Raw genomic sequence first — 16711 nt, 5'->3', positions numbered from 1 at the left:
GCCCTAGTTCCAGACGGAAGCGCAGGTGGTCGGCTTGGCGCGCGCCGGATCGAGGGCGTTGGTCACCTCGTGGTGAGCGACGCGGCTGAAGAGGCCGAGGGCCACATGCTCGGAGAGGTCGGCCGCGCACAGGTCCTGCAGCACGACATTGCGTACGTTCGGGCCGTCGAGGAACTGCGAACGGTACGGCGTGACCACCTCGTCGTACTTGGTGGCGATGACCGTGTAGTCGACACCAGGCACCGTGTCGCCGCCCGCGTTGAGCTTGGCCAGGAAGGCGGAGCCGGCCGTCTGCTCGGCGAGGGACGGCGTGGACTTGGACAGCAGGTCGCCCGCGCCGGGGAAGTACGGCAGCAGGTTGGTGAGGCCGTTCAGGGTGGTGCCGTGGTTGCTGGGCCCGAGGCCGACGAGGGCCTTCACCTTGGCGGCTCCGCCGAGGAACTTCAGGTAGTAGCGGGGCATCAGGCCGCCCTGCGAGTGGCCCACGAGGTCGGTCTCGGCGGCACCGGTCGCGGTGAGCACCTTGTCGACGTAGGCCTGGAGTTGTCCTGCCGACTTGTCGATCGGGCCGAGGCCGTGAAAGAGGGGGACGCCGGGGAGTTGGCCGTAGTCGAGCGAGAAAACGCAGTAGCCGCGCTTCTTCAGATACGGCGCGAGGGCCAGCCAGTTGTCGACGGAGTTCCCGAAGGTGCCGTGGACGAGGATGACCGGGCGGGGGTGGGCGGCGGAGGGCTTGCAGGAGTAGTTGTTCCAGCCCGAACTGGGGGCGGCCTTTGCCTGTGCGGTGACGGCGGGGGTGACGAGGACGGCGGCGGTCAGCAGCAGCGCGGCCAGATATCTGGCCACTCGCTTCCAGGGCAGCATCGAGTGATCTCCTTGCGGCTCAAGGGAGTTGCGACGACGTACGCCCTGTGATCCGGATCACGAGGATGCTGTTCACTTGTCAAGTTACGGACGAGTAGTGCAAGTGTGAAGTACGCGTCAGCAAAAACTTCCAGTGATAGCCAACGACGCGACCAGCCCTTAGTAACGACCCGTCACCAAATGGGCTTAATGGGCCCGGAGGAAGCGATACGCCCCAACCACTCCCGCAACCCCCGCACTTCACGCTCCCCCAGCACCTCGACCCACGGCCGCACAGCCTCAGCCGCCGCCTCCTCCGCGGCCCGAGTGCAGGCCCACCCCTGCTCGGTCAGCACAACCAGCCGGGCCCGCGCGTCATCGGGATGGGGCCGCCGCTCGGCGTATCCCTTACGCACGATCTCGTCCACGAGCTGACTCGCGGCCTGCTTGGTCACGCCCAGATGGGCGGCGAGTTCGGTGACCGTCGCGCCATCCGGAGCGAGCCGAGCAAAGGCGAACCCGTGCGCGGGCCGCAGCCCTTCGAAACCGCGGGCCTCGACCCCGTCATGGATGCGCTGCGTGAGTTCGCCGGCGACGGCGAGCAGGGCGGCGGACAGGGCCATGGCCTCGGAGTTCTGCACGCATGCATTGAAACACCCTTGACGGATTGGTCAAGCTGCTTGACCATAAGCCTCACGCAGTAGTCAAGCAGCTTGACCATTTATCGAACCGGAGGCCGCCATGCCCATAGTCCGCTCGTCCGAAGCCGTGACCCACGAGATCCACGGCGTCCGCTTCATCTCGTACGCCACTCCGCGCACCGGAAGCAAAGAACTGTGCGCCTGGCGCGGCGAGATACCCGCCGGGACCCAAGCCCCCGCGCACACCGTCAACCGCGAGGAGATCTTCCACCTGCTCGAAGGCGAACTCCTCATCACCCTCGACGACCGCACCGAACGCATCGCCCCGGGCGACACCGTGATCATCAACCCGGGCACCACCCTCCGCGTCGAGAACCCCACCGACCGAACCGCGGTCTCCTGGGTCACCACCTCGATCGGCCTGGAGGCTGAGCTGGCCGACGGCAGCAGGATCACCCCACCCTGGGCCAACTGACCGCTCTCCAAAGGCACTTACGCTAAAGCCAGCGACCCCGGCATCACCGCCCGTGGCCCGAACTTCGCCCGTGCCTGGTCCGCGACCTCCTCTATGCGGCGGGCCTTTTCGTCCAGGGCGTCGAAGGTGAGCTGGTGGGAGGCCTGGTCGGCGGGGGTCAGGCCTTCGGCGCGTAGGGCGAGGGCGCGGACTCGGGCGCGTTGGAGGCCGAGGGTCTCGTACATGCGGTACGCGACGTCGGTGAGTGCCGGGGAGTGGGCGGTCGGCTCGGGGAGCGTACGGGTGCGGGTGGTCATGGAGCGGTCGGCGTAGCGGACGGTGAGGGTGAGCGTGCGGCACACCTTTTCCAGGGCGCGCAGCCGGGCGCCCAGTTCCTCGGTGGCGGAGAGCAGGGCGCGCCGGTGACGGGAGGGGTCCAACTCGTCGCGAGGGAAGGGCCGTTCGGCGGCCAAAGACCGAGAGGCGGCATTCGGTACGACGCGGCTGCGGTCGATGCCCTGCGCCTTCTCGCGCAGTTCGCGGCCGGTACGGGCACTGGTGAGCCGTTGCAGGGTCGACGGCGGCGCGGCGGCGACCTTGCCGACGGTGTCGAGGCCGTATTCGCACAGGGTGCGGGCTGTGGCGGCGCCGACTCCGGGCAGCGCCGCGACCGGCTGTTCGTCCAGGAACTGCTCGCGGGCGCCGGGCTCTTCGGGCACCACGCGGGTCTCCCCCGGCCTGGTGCCGCGCAGCGCCATGCGGGCGAACATCGGCCCGGGCCCGGCCCCGATCGCGCACTCGACCCCGTACCAGGCGAGCGCCCGCACCCGTATCAGCGAGGCCAGTCCCACCACGTCCCGCCCGAAGTACCGCTCGGCACCCCGCAGGTCCAGCAGCGCTCCGTCGGGCGGCAGCGCCTCGATGACGGGGGTGAACTCCTCGAGCATGCCGAGGAGTTGGGGCAGGGCAGCCTCGTACTCCGGACTCAGCTGAAAACGTACGCAGAGGATGGTCATCCCGCACTCCCCGGACTCTGGTGCCACAACTTCCTTCCGCTCGCGGGCCCTTCGCCCGCCGGGCGCAGATCCGCCCACGGATGCATTTCGTATCCCGTGGGCATATGGATTCGCCGGTCGCCCGCCGAATCTCCCTCGCCCCGGGAGCCATCGGAATCCCCTGCTTCCCCTGCTCCCCCGCCGTCCCCACTGGGCTCGGCCAGTCGCAATGCCACCCCGTCCAGCCCTTCCTGGTACCGCAGTTCCACCAGATCGGCGAGGTTCCAGGCCGCCGAGCCGACCACGCTGAGGCTGCGCGGTCCACGGCGCTGGACCACACCGCGGACGAGCAGGAGCCAGGAGTGGAAGACGGTGTGGGCGCAGGCGTCGTGGGAGTCGTCGAAGAAGGCGAGGTCGACGAGTCCGGTGCCGTCGTCCAGCGTGCTGAAGATGACCCGCTTGCCGGAGCGGATCGGCGGCGTCTGGGTGGCCGCCTTGGCGCCCGCGACCAGGACCGTCTCGCCGTGCCGCGCCTCCCGCAGCCGGCGCGCCGTGACCACGCCCAGCTCCGCCAGGAACTCCCGGTGATCGTCCATCAGATTGCGCGAGGCGTCCATGGAGAGCACCCCCAACTCGGCGCTGAGCTTCTCCGCGTCGTCAAGGTCGGGCAGCCCGGCGGAGGCGGTGTTCCGCCCGCCGGACAAGGGGAGTTGATCCCCGCGCCCGCCGCGCGCGCCCCGGTGCAGCTCGGCCAGGTGCAGTTGCAGATCACGGCGGTTGGCGCCGAACGCGTCCAACGCGCCGACCTGCGCGAGCCGTTGGGAGATCGGCTTGCTCGGCCGGGCCCGCTCCCAGAAGTCGAGCAGCGAGGCGTACGGCTGCCCGTCCGCGATCCGCGCCGCCTCGGCCTCACTGATGCCGTGCACATCGGAGAGAGCCAGTCGTACGCCCCAACGGTCCGGCAAACCCTCCTTACCGCACACCAGTTCGATACGGTGGGCGACCGCCGACCGGTTCACGTCCAACGGCAGGATCGGCACCCCACGCCGCCGCGCGTCCGCGAGCAGCAGCCGCTTCGGATACATCCCGGGATCGTGCGTGAGCAACCCCGCGTAGAACGCCGCCGGGTGATGGGCCTTCAGCCACGCCGACTGGTACGTCGGTACGGCGAAGGCGACCGCGTGCGCCTTGCAGAAGCCGTACGAGCCGAAGGCCTCGAGGATCTCCCAGGCACGGGCGATCGTCTCCGCGTCGTATCCCCGCGCGGCCGCATGCTGCGCGAACCAGGAACGGATCCGCCCCTGCGACTCGGGGTCGGAAAGCCCGCGCCGGATCTGGTCGGCCTCGTCGCGCCCGCAGCCGGTCATGATGTGCACGATGTCGATGATCTGCTCGTGGAAGACCACGACTCCGTACGTCTCCCGCAGCGGTTTCTCCAGGTCCGGGTGCGGATAGCGGGCCGGCGCCCGGCCGTGCCGCGCCGCGATGAACGGCCGCACCATGTCGGCGGCGACCGGCCCGGGGCGGAACAGCGAGATGTCGACCACGAGATCGTGGAAGTTCGCCGGCTGCAGCCTGCCGACCAGATCCCGCTGGCCCGGCGACTCGATCTGGAAGCAGCCCAGCGTCTCGGTGGACCGGATGAGTTCATACGTCGCCGGGTCGCCCTCGGGCACCGCGTCCAGGTCCACGGGCACATCCGTCGCCCGCTTCACCTCCGCCACCGCATGCGCCATCGCGGACTGCATCCGCACGCCCAGCACATCGAGCTTGAGCAGCCCGAGATCCTCGACGTCGTCCTTGTCGAACTGCGCCATCGGGAACCCTTCGCCGCTGGTCGGCATGACCGGCGTACGGGACAGGAGTGAGGCATCGGAGAGCAGGACCCCGCACGGGTGCATGGCGACTCCGCGCGGGAGTGCGTCGAGTGCTTCGACCAGCTCCCACAGCCTGCCGTACTTGTCCTTCTCGCCCGCGAGTTCACGGAGTTCGGGCAGTTCGTCCAGGGCCGCGCGGGCGTCGCGGGCGCGGATGTGCGGGAAGGACTTGGCGATCCGGTCGATGTCGGCGGGGTCCATGGAGAGGGCCGCGCCGACATCGCGGATGGCGTGCCGTACGCGATAGGTCTCGGGCATGGCGACGGTGGCGACGCGCTCGGTGCCGAACCGGTCGATGATCGCGCGGTAGACCTCAAGGCGGCGCGCGGACTCGACGTCGATGTCGATGTCGGGCAGGACCGCCCGGCGCTTGGACAGGAACCGCTCCATCAGCAGCCCGTGTTCGACGGGATCCGCGTGCGCGATACCGAGGAGGTGGTTGACGAGCGATCCGGCACCGGAGCCGCGCGCGGCCACCCGGATGCCCATCTCCCGTACATCGTCGACTACTTGAGCGACCGTCAGGAAGTAGGTGGCGAAGTGATGGTGGGCGATGATGTCCAGCTCCTGGTGCATCCGCTCCCAGTACGCGCGCCGCGAGTCATAGCCGCGCAGCACCATGCCGGCCGCCGCGCGCGAGGCCAGCACGCGCTGTGCGGTGCGGCGGTCGGCGCCGACGAGATGCGGCTCGGGGAAGTGGACGGCGCCGATGCCGAGGTCGTCCTCGGGATCGACGAGGCATTCCTCGGCCGTGGCCCGGGTCTGTTCCAGCAGGTGGTACGCGGCGTCGCGGCGGTAGCCCGCGGCCTCCACGATCCGTTCGGCGAGGCCGTGCATGGCGCCCGCGTCCTTGAGCCAGGCCTCGCCGCTGTCCAGCTTGCGGGGGTCGACGGGTACGAGGCGGCGGGCGGCGTCCAGTACGTCGGCGACGGGGCCCATGCCCGGGTCGGCGTACCGGACGGCGTTGCTGAGCACCGGGCGCACCCGCTGCTCGGCGGCGAAGCCGACGGTGCGGGCGGCCAGGCGCAGCGAGCCGGGGCCGGTGCCCTCGCGTCCGTGGCATACGGCTTCGAGGCGCAGGGCGTCGCCGTAGATCTCCCGCCAGGGCGCGAGGAGCTTCGCGGCCCGGTCGGGGCGGCCGGCGGCGAGCGCGCGGCCCACGTCGGAGGCGGGGCCGAGCAGTACGGTCAGGCCCTCGGCGTGGTTGTCCGCCCAGGGCAGCAGGGGCAGCTCTTCGCCGCCCGCATGCGAGGCCGTGACGATTCTGCACAGCTCGGCCCAGCCGAGGGCGCCTTCCCGGGCGAGGAAGGTCACGCGAGGTGTCGATTCATCGATGAAGGCACCGCCGCGTACGGGAGTCCGTCGCCGCGCCCGCCTCGTACCCCGCTCCGGCGGGGCCACCGCGAGCTCCGTCCCGAACAGCGGACGTACACCGGCGGCGGCGCAGGCCTTGGCGAACCGGACCGTCCCCGCGAGGGTGTCCCGGTCGGTGAGCGCAAGGGCGTCCATACCGCGTTCGGAGGCACGCTCGGCCAGCCGCTCCGGATGGGAGGCCCCGTAACGCAGCGAGAACCCGGAGACGGTGTGCAGATGCGTGAAGTCCGGCACGCGCACCTCCACTCTCCAGGGGCTCCCACGCCAGCCCTCGAACGTTCGTTCCTACTCCCTCGCCCCCACCATAGACCAATTCTCGAACATGTGTGCGACATCGGTCCGGGATCCACTCAGGAGTCGCCTCCGAACGTTCCACTCACCCAGTCACCCGGCCCCACCTGCGTAAACGCAGAAAACGGCACAAGACACACGAAGGCCCCGCCCCCGCGGAAACTGCGCGGAGACGGGACCCTTCGAGCGATGGAGCGAGGTGGAGCGAGCTGGCGGAGCTGTCAGCCGATCTCGGTACCGGTGGCCTCGAGGGCCTCGGTGACCGGCTGGAAGAAGGTCTCGCCGCCGGAGGTGCAGTCACCGCTGCCGCCGGAGGTGAGGCCGATCGCATTGGTGCCCGAGAAGAGCGCACCGCCGCTGTCACCGGGCTCGGCGCAGACGTCGGTCTGGATGAGCCCCTCGACGACGTCGCCGCCGCCGTAGTTCACGGTGGCGTCCAGACCGGTGACCGAGCCGTCGGACACCTGGGTCGTGGAACCGCTGCGAACGACCTCCATGCCGACGGTGGCCTCGGCCGCGGCCGTGATCTCCTGGGCGGTGCCGTCGTAGAGGTTCACCTCGCTCGGGTGCTCCACGTCCGCGGTGTACTTCACCAGACCGTAGTCGTCACCCGGGAAGCTGGAGTCGGCGTTCTCACCGATCACGTTGCCGTCCGCGTCCGACCAGCTGGTGATCGACTCGGTGCAGTGCCCGGCGGTCAGGAAGTGCGGCTCGCCGCCCTTGACCACGTTGAAGCCGAGCGAACAGCGGCTGCCGCCACCGGTGATGGCGTCACCACCGGCGATGAACTTCTTGAACTCACCCTTGGTGGTCTTGAGTTCGGCCTTGGCGCCGAGCTTGTCGACGACCTTGGTCAGCTGGGCCATCTTCTCGCCCTTGACCGTGCGGTCCGCGGTGACGACGATCTTGTTCGTCGTCGGGTCGGTCGCCCACGAGGTGCCGGCGATCGTCGCGTCCTGCTTCAGCGTCGTACGGGCACTCTTGAGCTCGGCGAGGGAGTTCTCGACGATTCTGGCCTTGCCTCCCGCCGACTCGACGGCGTCGGCCGCGGCCTTGTCGAGCACGTTCACGACGAGGTTCTTGGCCTTCGCGTCGTAGTACGTTCCCGCCGCGTCGGCACCGAGGTCCTTGCCGAGCGTGGAGGCGAGCTTTCCGGCCGCCTTGATCGAGAGAGTGTCCGGCTTGGGTGCGGCCGTGGTCTCACTCGCGTTCGCGGACTGGAAGGTGACTCCCGCGGCCACGAGTGCGGCGATTCCCGCACCAGCCACGGCGGCACGCCGCTTGGGTATGCGTCGGTGCTTCAACTTACGTCCTCCTGTGGGGGGTCGGCCGCGACGACTGTGGGGGCCGTCAACGACCGGAAGGCTTGCGGGCATGGACACGACAAACAGCAAAAGCCACGTCCACGCCAAGGACGACGCCCACTATTCCGATCCTTATGGGGAGCACACAAGGTCTAGTTCAGGACGCGCACTCGGTAACGAGCGCGCGCGCCCCGCAGGTTGACGCGCGTTGAGTGCCCGTAATAAACACCACGTCAATTCCCGTAGCAAACACTACGGGCGAGTAACTATGGGCTCTCAGTGAGGTCTACACCTGTCCGGATTTCGACCCTCCGGAGTCCAGATCGAACGGCTCGGGAACTGGCGGGAGTTGGTCCCGCAGTGATTGCTCCTCCACCGACGGCACCGACCGCTCCGGCTCGGACGACGACTTCGAGGACGACTCGGGCGAAGACCCGGCCGATGGCTCCTTGCCCTCGGTCAACTGCTGCTGAGGCTGCGCCAACAGCTTCTGAAGCTGGGCGAACAACTCCGGGGAGGGCATCGAAGGCTGCTCCTGGGAGGGCGGCGCCGGCTGCTGCGCACGCTCCAGGAAGCGCAGCAGCTCCACCGGGAAGGGCAGCACGAGCGTGGAGTTCTTCTCGGCCGCGACCGCCACCACGGTCTGCAGCAGCCGCAGTTGGAGGGCGGAGGGGGTATCGGCCATCTCCTTGGCCGCCTCGGCCAGCTTCTTGGAGGCCTGCAACTCGGCGTCCGCGTTGATGACCCGGGCCCGCCGCTCCCGGTCGGCCTCCGCCTGCCGCGCCATGGACCGCTTCATCGTCTCCGGCAGCGATACGTCCTTGATCTCGACCCGGTCGATGGAGACACCCCACTCCACGGCCGGGCTGTCGATCATCAACTCCAGGCCCTGGTTGAGCTTCTCGCGGTTGGACAGCAGATCGTCCAGCTCGCTCTTGCCGATGATCGAGCGCAGCGACGTCTGCGCCATCTGCGCCACCGCGAACCGGTAGTCCTCGACCCGGATGACCGCGTCGGCGGCGTCCACCACCTTGAAGTAGACGACGGCGTCCACGCGCACCGTGACGTTGTCCCGGGTGATCCCCTCCTGCCCGGGCACCGGCATCGTCACGATCTGCATGTTGACCTTCTGGAGCTTGTCCACGATGGGCACGATCATGGTGAATCCGGGCCCGCGCACTTCGGATCGCAGCTTGCCGAGCCGGAGGACCACGCCCCGCTCGTACTGTTTGACGACTCGGGCCGCCGCCGCCACGTACACCGCTCCGACGGATCCGAGAGTCAGCCCGGCCGTCACCAGCTCCTCGATCATTGCGACCCCCAGGGTCCGTATCGGGCGCGTCAGGTGTGTACTTCATGTACTTCGACGGTAATTCCGGGCCGCACGCGAAGGGGAGATGGAGGACAAAGGTGCCGAACGGCGTGAGGATGCGGGACGGACGCTGGCTGGCGGTCGAGGAGTGGGGCGACCCGGACGGCACGCCGGTGGTGGTGCTGCACGGCACACCGGGCTGCCGGTCCGGGGCAGTGCCTCAGGATCTGGTGGACGCGCGCCCCGGGGTGCGGTTCATCGCGTACGACCGCCCGGCGTACGGGGATTCGGACCGTGGCCCGGGCCGCCGGGTGGCGCACGCGGCGCGGGACGTGGCGGCGCTGGCCGACGCGCTGAAGCTCGGCCGGTTCGCGGTGCTCGGCCGCTCGGGCGGTGCCCCGCACGCGCTGGCCTGCGCGGCGCTGCTGCCGAACCGGGTGCGGCGCACGGCGGCGATGATGAGCCTCGCACCGCCGGACGCCAAGGGACTGCGCTGGTTCGACGGGATGGCCGAGTCCAACGTCGAGGAGTTCACCCAGGCGCTGACCGACCCGCTGGACTTCGCCGAGCGCATCTCCGCGCGGGCCGCCGCGATCCGCAAGGACCCGGCGCAGCTTTTGGTGTCGATCCGCGACGGCCTCACCGACTCCGACCGGCGGATCCTCGCCCAGCCCGCCGTCAGCGAGATGCTTCTGCGCACCTTCCGCGAGGCGCTGCGCGACTCGGCGTACGGCTGGATCGACGACGATCTCGCCCTGCTGAGCAACTGGGGCTTCGACCCCGCGTCGATCACCCGGCCCGTACTGCTGTGGCACGGCGCCCAGGACACCTTCTCCCCCGTGAGCCACTTCGAGTGGCTGGCCGAACGCATCCCGCGCGCCCGCCCCGTACTGGACCCGGAGGCCGGTCACTTCGCGGCCCTGGAGGCCCTTCCGGACGTACTCGACTGGCTGGTGCCGCGAGCGTCCGCCTGAGGGACCCTTGCACGAGGAGTCCTTGTACGAGGAGTACGAGGAGGACGAGCCCCCGCAGCACACATACGTACGTGCATACATGCGGAGGCTCGTCCACTGCTGGCTGCGTACCTGTGTTCTTCGTGCTTTGCTACGTGCCGTGCGCGCCGATCAGTAGACGCTGACCCCGTAGGCGCTCAGGGCCTCGGTGACCGGCTGGTAGAACGTGGTGCCGCCGACGGAGCAGTTGCCGCTGCCGCCCGAGGTCAGGCCGTACGCGGTGCCGTTGCTGCCGTAGAGCGAGCCGCCGGAGTCGCCGGGCTCGGCGCAGACGTTGGTCTGGATCAGACCGGAGACGACGTCGCCGCCGCCGTAGTTGACGGTCGCGTTCAGGGCGGTGACCCGGCCGCTGTGCGTGCCGGTGGTGGAGCCGTCACGGATGACGGTGGTGCCCACGGCGGGCGTGGCCGCGCGGGTGATGTCCACGCCGTTCGCGGTGCCGGGCCTGCTGACGGACCCGGAGTACCGCACGATGCCGTAGTCGTTGCCCGGGAAGCTGGAGCCGGCGGTCGAGCCGATGACCGTGGTGCGCCCGGAGTTGGAGTACCAGGTGCCGGCGCCGTCGGTGCAGTGACCGGCGGTCAGGAAGGACTGCGTACCGCTGCTGTTCCGGACGTTGAAGCCGAGGGAGCAGCGCCAGCTACTCGCATAGATGGCGTCGCCGCCCTGGATGAGCTTGTTGAACTTGCCCGGGGTGTGCTTGATCTGAAGGGCGTCGGCGTTGCTGCCCGCCGCTTCCTTGATCTTCGCGATCTCCGCGTCGGAGACGGTGCTGTCGACGGTGACCATGACCTTGTTGGTCTTGGAGTCCACCGCCCAGGCGGTGCCCGGCACATCGGCCTGGAGTACCGAGGCGCCGGCCTTCTTGAGCTGGGCCGTGCTGAAGGTCTGTGCGTCGCTCGCGTTCGCGTTGGGGACGGTGAATGCGGCCGCGGCCACGAGTCCGGCACCGATGGCGATCAGCCGGGTGCGTCTCGCTATGCCGCTGCGGGGGGTGGTGCGCTTGGTCCTCACTTTTTCGTTCCTCCACATGGGAAGTCGGGGGCCCGCGTGGGGTCGGGGCCCGTGAGGCGACAGCCAGAAGCCACATGTCCGGATTCCGAACACGTTGTGCGCCTGGCAGGCGCTGGACGGAATATTCGACCGCCCGGCCGACCTGCGCAAGGGCGCCTTTCGGCCGTGCAGCGTTCAACTTGCGTATGCCCCGCGGAGGTTGCTGAGGTCAGAGGGTGCGGATTGCGCTCCCCCGCGGCAATCGACATACCCAAGGTATTCCCCGAATCCCACGTCAGACAGTCCCTCGACGGGCCTTGAGTCACCGTCAGACGGCCAGTTACGGCGCCGGATCGACCACCTCGTTCACCCGTACGCTCCGACCGTCACCCATACGCCGTGAAGAATCATATTTCACTCTTAGTCAGCAGCCGTATACGGCAAGGGCCTTGGGAAACGCGGGCTCTCGACTAATTCGTTGTGCACCAGTACCGTCACGAAACCCCCGCGCGGCGTCTATCCCCTTGGCGCGACATCCGCATCATGGACGACCATGGGGAGGCGGAAAGAGACAAGACCGCTGTGAGAGGAGGCGTCCATGGGATCGGTGCGCAAGGCAAGTGCCTGGCTTGGCCTCGTCGACGACAACAACGATGACGAGCGTTACTACGACGACGACAACTACGCCGAAGGTTCCGAGCCCCGGGATGCCTGGGTCACGGACCCGCGAGTGAAGGTGGCGTCGGAGGCGGCCGAGGAGAAGGGCCGCCGGATCGGCACGGTCACCCCGGACAGCTTCCGGGACGCCCGTGGTATCGGCGAGCTCTTCCGGGACGGCGTCCCCGTCATCATGAACCTGACGGCCATGGAGCCGGCCGACGCCAAGCGCGTCGTCGACTTCGCGGCCGGCCTGATCTTCGGCCTGCGCGGCTCGATCGAGCGCGTGTCGAACCGCGTCTTCCTGCTGACCCCCGCCGACACCGAGATCGTCAGCGGGGAGCCGGTGGGCCGCAGGACCGACGGTTTCTTCAACCAGAGCTAGGCAAGGCCGCTCACCGGCCCGCCTTCCGGAGCCCGAGGGCTACCGGAAGGCGTCGAGTCCGGTGAGCGCCTTGCCCAGTACCAGTTGGTGCATCTCCACGGTGCCTTCGTAGGTCAGCACCGACTCCAGGTTCGTGGCGTGCCGCATCACGGGGTATTCGAGCGAGATGCCGTTGGCGCCCAGGATCGTGCGCGCGGTACGGCAGATGTCGATCGCTTCTCGTACGTTGTTGAGCTTGCCGAAACTGACCTGCTCGGGACGCAGCCGTCCCGTGTCCATCCGCCGCCCCAGATGGTGGGCGAGCAGAATCCCCTTGTGCAGTTCGACCGCCATGTCGGCGAGTTTGGCCTGGGTGAGCTGGAAACCGCCGATGGGCCGCCCGAACTGCTCACGCGTCTTGGCGTATTCGACCGCCGCCTCGAAACTCGACCGCGCGGCGCCCATCGCACCCCACACGATCCCATAGCGGGCGTGCGAGAGACAGCTGAGCGGCCCCTTCAGCCCGGTGACCTCGGGCAGCACGGCCTCGGCGGGCAGCCGCACGTCGTCGAGTACGAGCTCACTGGTGACCGAGGCCCGCAGGGACCACTTGTGCTTGATCTCGGGCGCGGAGAAGCCGGGGCTGTCGGTGGGCACGACGAAGCCGCGGATCCCGTCGTCGGTCTGCGCCCAGACCACCGCGACGCCGGCGACCGAACCATTCGTGATCCACATCTTCCGCCCGTTCAGGACCCAGTCGGTCCCGTCACGCTTGGCGTACGTACGCATCGCCCCGGGGTCGGACCCGTGATCGGGCTCGGTCAGCCCGAAGCACCCGATGACCTCACCGGAGGCCATCGACGGCAGCCACCGCTGCTTCTGCTCCTCGGACCCGAACCGGTGGATCGCATACATGGCGAGCGACCCCTGCACGGACACCAGCGACCGAATCCCGGTATCGGCGGCCTCCAACTCCAAACAGGCCAGCCCGTACTGCACAGCACTGGCCCCCGCACACCCGTACCCGCTGAGCGACATACCGAGCGCCCCAATGGCCCCCAACTCCCGCGCCAGCTCCCTGATTTGGGGCAACTCCCCCGTCTCGTACCACTCGGCGATATACGGCATCACCCGATCCGCGGTCCAGTCCCGCACGGTGTCCCGGATCGCCAGATCCTCCGGCTCGAGAAGCTCATCAAGCCCGAGGAGATCGGCGGGGTCGAAGGGGGGCAGCTTCGAGGATGCGGACATGGGGGCCTCCGGCGACGAAAACTAGCACTGTTAACCACAACGCACGGCTGACGTTACGACGCAGTGTCACGCAAGTCGAGGGGGGACTGCTTCCTCCCACGAACCGCGGCCTGTGGACCGCGGTCCACGAACCCGCAGCCGCCAACGGCGCCGCACCCCCACAGGAAACCCGCACAGGTCAGCGGAGTTGAAACGGGCGGTGCGTGGGTGGGAGAAGCCTTGACCGCAACCACGACGCACGAGTCAGACAGACGACTCCGCCCGCAAGTGGGCCGAGGCCTCCCGAGGCCCAGGCACCTCAGCGAAGCCCGCCGCAGGCGAACCGCACTCCATGGCCCGCGGCAACCGCAAAGCCATAGCGGCCCCCAGCAAAAGCAACACTGCACTGACGAGCAACGTCACATGCAACCCATGCACAAACGAGTCCCGCGCAGCATCCCGCAACGCCTCCCCCGGCCCCCCACCCAGCCGCGCAGCGACCTCGTACGCCTCCCCCAACGAATGACTGGCCGCAGCAGAATCCGCCGCAGGCACCCCCCGTACAGAGTGCAACCCCGGCGCGTACGCCGCATTCATCACGCTCCCGAGCAGCGCGACGCCAATACCGGCCCCCAGCTGATACGACGTCTCCCCGATCGCCGCGGCCCCACCCGCCTGCGACGGCGGAGCCTCACTGAGCATCGACTCGTACGCCCCGAACAACGTCACCTCGAGCCCGAACCCGAGCAGCACGAACCCCGTCAGCAGCAGCGGAGCGTTGTCGTGCCGCCCCATCCCCGTGAGCATGATGACGGCGGCGGCGGTGAGACAGAAGCCGAGGCTGACCATGGTCCGCGGCCCGAAGCGGTGCAGCAGCTTCGCCCCGACAAGACCGGCGGCCATCGCGGCGAAGGTGAGCGGCACCAGCCGCAGCCCGGTCTCCAGCGGTGAGAGCTTCAGTACGAGCTGGAGGTACTGCGCGGCGATCAGCTCCAGACCGACCAGCGCGAGCAGGGCGAGCACGATGCACCCGACGGACACACTGAAGGCGGGCCTGGCGAACAGCCGCAGATCGACGAGCGGATGCTTGCGCCGCCGCTGCCGCCGTACGAAGGCGACGAGCAGCCCGGCTCCCACGACCAGCGGCGCGATGGTGTAGGCGCTGAGCGGCATCTCCCCGGCGCCCAGCCGCTTCACGCCGAGCACGACACCGAAGAGCCCGGCCGCGGCCAGCAGCGCGCCGACGACGTCCCAGGGCCCCTTGCCGTCCCCGGTCGACTCGGGCAGCAGCCAGCGCCCGACGGGCAGGCTGACCAGCATCAGCGGGATGTTGATGAGGAAGACCGCACCCCACCAGAAGTGCTCGAGGAGGAACCCGCCGAGAAGCGGGCCTACGGCCGCACCGACAGCGGCGACCGCGCTCCAGACGCCGATCGCGAGGGCCCGTTCCCGCCGGTCGGGAAAGACCTGCCGCAGGATCGAGAGCGTCGCGGGCATGATCATCGCGCCGCCGACGCCGAGCAGGGCGCGCGCCGCGATCAGGACGTGCGCTGTGTCGGCGCAGGCCGCCAGCGCGGAGGCGACGCCGAAGAGGGCGTACCCGAGCAGGAGAATCCGTCTGCGGCCGACCCGGTCGCCCAGCGTGCCGAAGAGGATCAGCAGCGAGGCGCAGACCAGCGGATAGATGTCGACGATCCAGAGCAGCTCGATAGCGCCGGGCTTGAGATCCTCGGTGACGGCGGGCACCGCGACATGCAGCACGGTGGCGTCGACGGCGACCAGCAGCAGGCTGACGCAGAGGACGACGAGGACAACCCATCGGTTTGCACCGGCCCCGGCCTCCCGACGGCAACGCGAAGCCGCCGTGGTCGTCCCGGACATGTACGTACCTCCCAGAAGTTCCCTCGCGTTCGGCGGATCCGCGGGGTGGGGAGTCCCTGCGGTTTGCGGCCGGGAGGAGCGGTATCCCGGTCTCACGCAACAAAGGCGAGTGAGTACGTCAGAGTACGCGAGATCCCGCCAGTGGCCAGTGGCGGGTCTCTCACGTCCCTCACAGATCCTGTGTGGCGTATGCCACGCTCCCCCATGTCCGACCACGCCCCGTGGGGTCATACGGTTCCGGGCGCGGCCCATAATCGAGCCCGTGACCGATCTTGAAACGCCTGTCGCGCCGGCCCGTGCGGGACCTTGGCCACGCCGCGCCGCCCCCGCTCTGCTGGGGTACGCGGCGGTGCGCGCGCTGGGCCTGACGGCGCTCGCGCTGTGGAGCGCCGCTCGCGACAAGAGCGCGCACCAGCTGCTCACGGCGCGCTGGGATTCGCTCTGGTACACGCGGGTCGCGGAATTCGGTTACGGCTACGAGGTGCGCCTCCCGAACGGCGATGTGCACTCCAACCTGGCCTTCTTCCCACTGCTGCCGTGGCTGGAGCGCGCCGTGTCAGCGGTGACCCCGCTGTCGTACGCGGATGCAGGTCTGCTGATCAGCACGCTCGCCTCACTAGCGGCGGCCTGGGGGATCTTCGCGGTCGCGGACCATGTGTACGGGCGCCGGGCGGGCGTCTGTGCCGTACTGCTGTGGGCGGTGCTGCCCGTCGGGATCGTGCAGTCGATGGCGTACAGCGAGTCGCTGTTCACGGCGCTCGCGGCCTGGTCGCTGTACGCGATCCTGACCGGCCGCTGGCTGACGGCAGGCCTGCTCGCCTCCTTCGCCGGGCTTACCCGTCCGGTGGGCGTCGCGGTGGTCGCGGCGGTGTGGGCGGCGGCGATCGCCTCGTACGTACGGGACTCGTCCGTCGTACGAGACGTCTCCGCACGGGATTCGTCCGTACGGGAACGGGGTGTTCCGGCGCCGGACAGCGCGCCGCTCTGGCGGCGCGCCCTGGGCATGCTTTTCGCACCGCTGGGCGCCGCCGGTTACGTCCTGTGGGTCGGGCAGCACACGGGCCAGGGGCCGCTGGGCTATCTCGACGTCCAGGCGGGGTGGGGCAACGGCTTCGACGGCGGCTACGCCTTCGCCCGGTTCGTCGCCGACAAGTTCACGTCGTTTCCCTCCGCCCTCGCCGGGCTCGGGCTGATCGTCGGGGTCGCCCTGGTGATCTGGCTGTATGTGATCTGCGTACGACAGGGTCAGCCGCTGCCGCTGCTGGTGTACGCGGGGATCGTCACCGCGCTGGCCCTGTGCGCGTCGAGCTACTTCGGCTCGAAACCGCGCCTGCTGCTGCCCGCCTTCCCCCTGCTGCTGCCGCCGGCGCTGGCTCTGTCCCGGCTGCGAACGTCCAGGTCGGCGTGGGTGCTGGGGAGCGTGGCGGTGGTGTCGGCGGTGTACGGCGCGTTCTGGCTGAACGGCTCCGGTCCACCCTGACC

At 69.2% G+C, this 16711-nt stretch carries 13 protein-coding genes; 4 read left to right on the top strand and 9 right to left on the bottom strand.

Features of this window, described 5'->3' with window-relative positions; translation table 11 throughout:
• Positions 1–3: 3 nt before the first annotated feature.
• On the bottom strand, positions 4–864 hold the full coding sequence (locus tag ACQEVY_RS37420; RefSeq protein WP_432954048.1) for an esterase/lipase family protein: 861 nt from the start codon (positions 862–864) through the stop codon (positions 4–6).
• 173 nt (positions 865–1037) lie between these two features.
• Positions 1038–1484, bottom strand: a complete 447-nt coding sequence (locus ACQEVY_RS37415; protein ID WP_432954047.1) for a MarR family winged helix-turn-helix transcriptional regulator — start codon at positions 1482–1484, stop codon at positions 1038–1040.
• A 100-nt stretch (positions 1485–1584) separates the two neighbouring features.
• Between ACQEVY_RS37415 and ACQEVY_RS37410 the strand changes: the two genes are divergently transcribed.
• Entirely contained in the window at positions 1585–1959 is a 375-nt protein-coding gene (locus ACQEVY_RS37410; RefSeq protein WP_432954046.1) for a cupin domain-containing protein, read from the top strand.
• A 17-nt stretch (positions 1960–1976) separates the two neighbouring features.
• Here ACQEVY_RS37410 and ACQEVY_RS37405 read toward each other — a convergent pair whose 3' ends face one another.
• The 4 genes from ACQEVY_RS37405 to ACQEVY_RS37390 all read right to left on the bottom strand — a co-directional run bounded on the left by ACQEVY_RS37405 (position 1977) and on the right by ACQEVY_RS37390 (position 9091).
• Positions 1977–2954 (bottom strand): DNA polymerase Y family protein, encoded by a 978-nt coding sequence (locus tag ACQEVY_RS37405; RefSeq protein ID WP_432954044.1) that lies wholly within the window; start codon positions 2952–2954, stop codon positions 1977–1979.
• The gene (locus tag ACQEVY_RS37400; protein WP_432954043.1) at positions 2951–6418 is read right to left on the bottom strand and encodes a DNA polymerase III subunit alpha; all 3468 of its coding nucleotides are present in this window, start codon (positions 6416–6418) and stop codon (positions 2951–2953) included. Before ACQEVY_RS37400 ends, ACQEVY_RS37405 begins: the two co-directional genes overlap by 4 nt.
• A 278-nt stretch (positions 6419–6696) precedes the next feature.
• A complete protein-coding gene (locus tag ACQEVY_RS37395) occupies positions 6697–7779 on the bottom strand; it encodes a S1 family peptidase (RefSeq protein WP_328772671.1) in 1083 nt (360 codons plus the stop codon).
• Positions 7780–8065: 286 nt separating this feature from the next.
• On the bottom strand, positions 8066–9091 hold the full coding sequence (locus ACQEVY_RS37390) for a slipin family protein (RefSeq protein ID WP_432954041.1): 1026 nt from the start codon (positions 9089–9091) through the stop codon (positions 8066–8068).
• A gap of 98 nt (positions 9092–9189) precedes the next feature.
• On the opposite strand from ACQEVY_RS37390, the gene ACQEVY_RS37385 reads away from it, so the two are divergent.
• Entirely contained in the window at positions 9190–10065 is an 876-nt protein-coding gene (locus ACQEVY_RS37385) for an alpha/beta fold hydrolase (RefSeq protein ID WP_432954039.1), read from the top strand.
• Positions 10066–10215: 150 nt separating this feature from the next.
• On the opposite strand, the gene ACQEVY_RS37380 is transcribed toward ACQEVY_RS37385, so the two are convergent.
• A complete protein-coding gene (locus ACQEVY_RS37380; protein WP_432954037.1) occupies positions 10216–11118 on the bottom strand; it encodes a S1 family peptidase in 903 nt (300 codons plus the stop codon).
• 577 nt (positions 11119–11695) lie between these two features.
• Here ACQEVY_RS37380 and ACQEVY_RS37375 point away from each other — a divergent pair.
• On the top strand, positions 11696–12139 hold the full coding sequence (locus ACQEVY_RS37375) for a cell division protein SepF (protein ID WP_432954035.1): 444 nt from the start codon (positions 11696–11698) through the stop codon (positions 12137–12139).
• Between the two features lie 39 nt (positions 12140–12178).
• On the opposite strand, the gene ACQEVY_RS37370 is transcribed toward ACQEVY_RS37375, so the two are convergent.
• Positions 12179–13369 carry an acyl-CoA dehydrogenase family protein gene (locus ACQEVY_RS37370; RefSeq protein ID WP_432954033.1) on the bottom strand — a complete coding sequence of 397 codons (1191 nt, stop codon included), beginning with the start codon at positions 13367–13369 and terminating at the stop codon, positions 12179–12181.
• Between the two features lie 243 nt (positions 13370–13612).
• Positions 13613–15229, bottom strand: coding sequence for an MFS transporter (locus ACQEVY_RS37365; RefSeq protein WP_432954031.1), 1617 nt, complete (start codon positions 15227–15229; stop codon positions 13613–13615).
• Positions 15230–15491: 262 nt separating this feature from the next.
• Between ACQEVY_RS37365 and ACQEVY_RS37360 the strand changes: the two genes are divergently transcribed.
• Complete coding sequence (locus ACQEVY_RS37360) at positions 15492–16709, top strand: glycosyltransferase family 39 protein (RefSeq protein WP_432954029.1); 1218 nt, start codon at positions 15492–15494, stop codon at positions 16707–16709.
• The last annotated feature ends 2 nt before the right edge of the window (positions 16710–16711 follow it).

The sequence above is a fragment of the Streptomyces sp. CA-288835 genome (assembly GCF_050936385.1).
In the GTDB taxonomy this organism is placed as follows: Bacteria; Actinomycetota; Actinomycetes; order Streptomycetales; family Streptomycetaceae; genus Streptomyces.
This window is presented reverse-complemented; position numbering and strand designations above follow the sequence as displayed.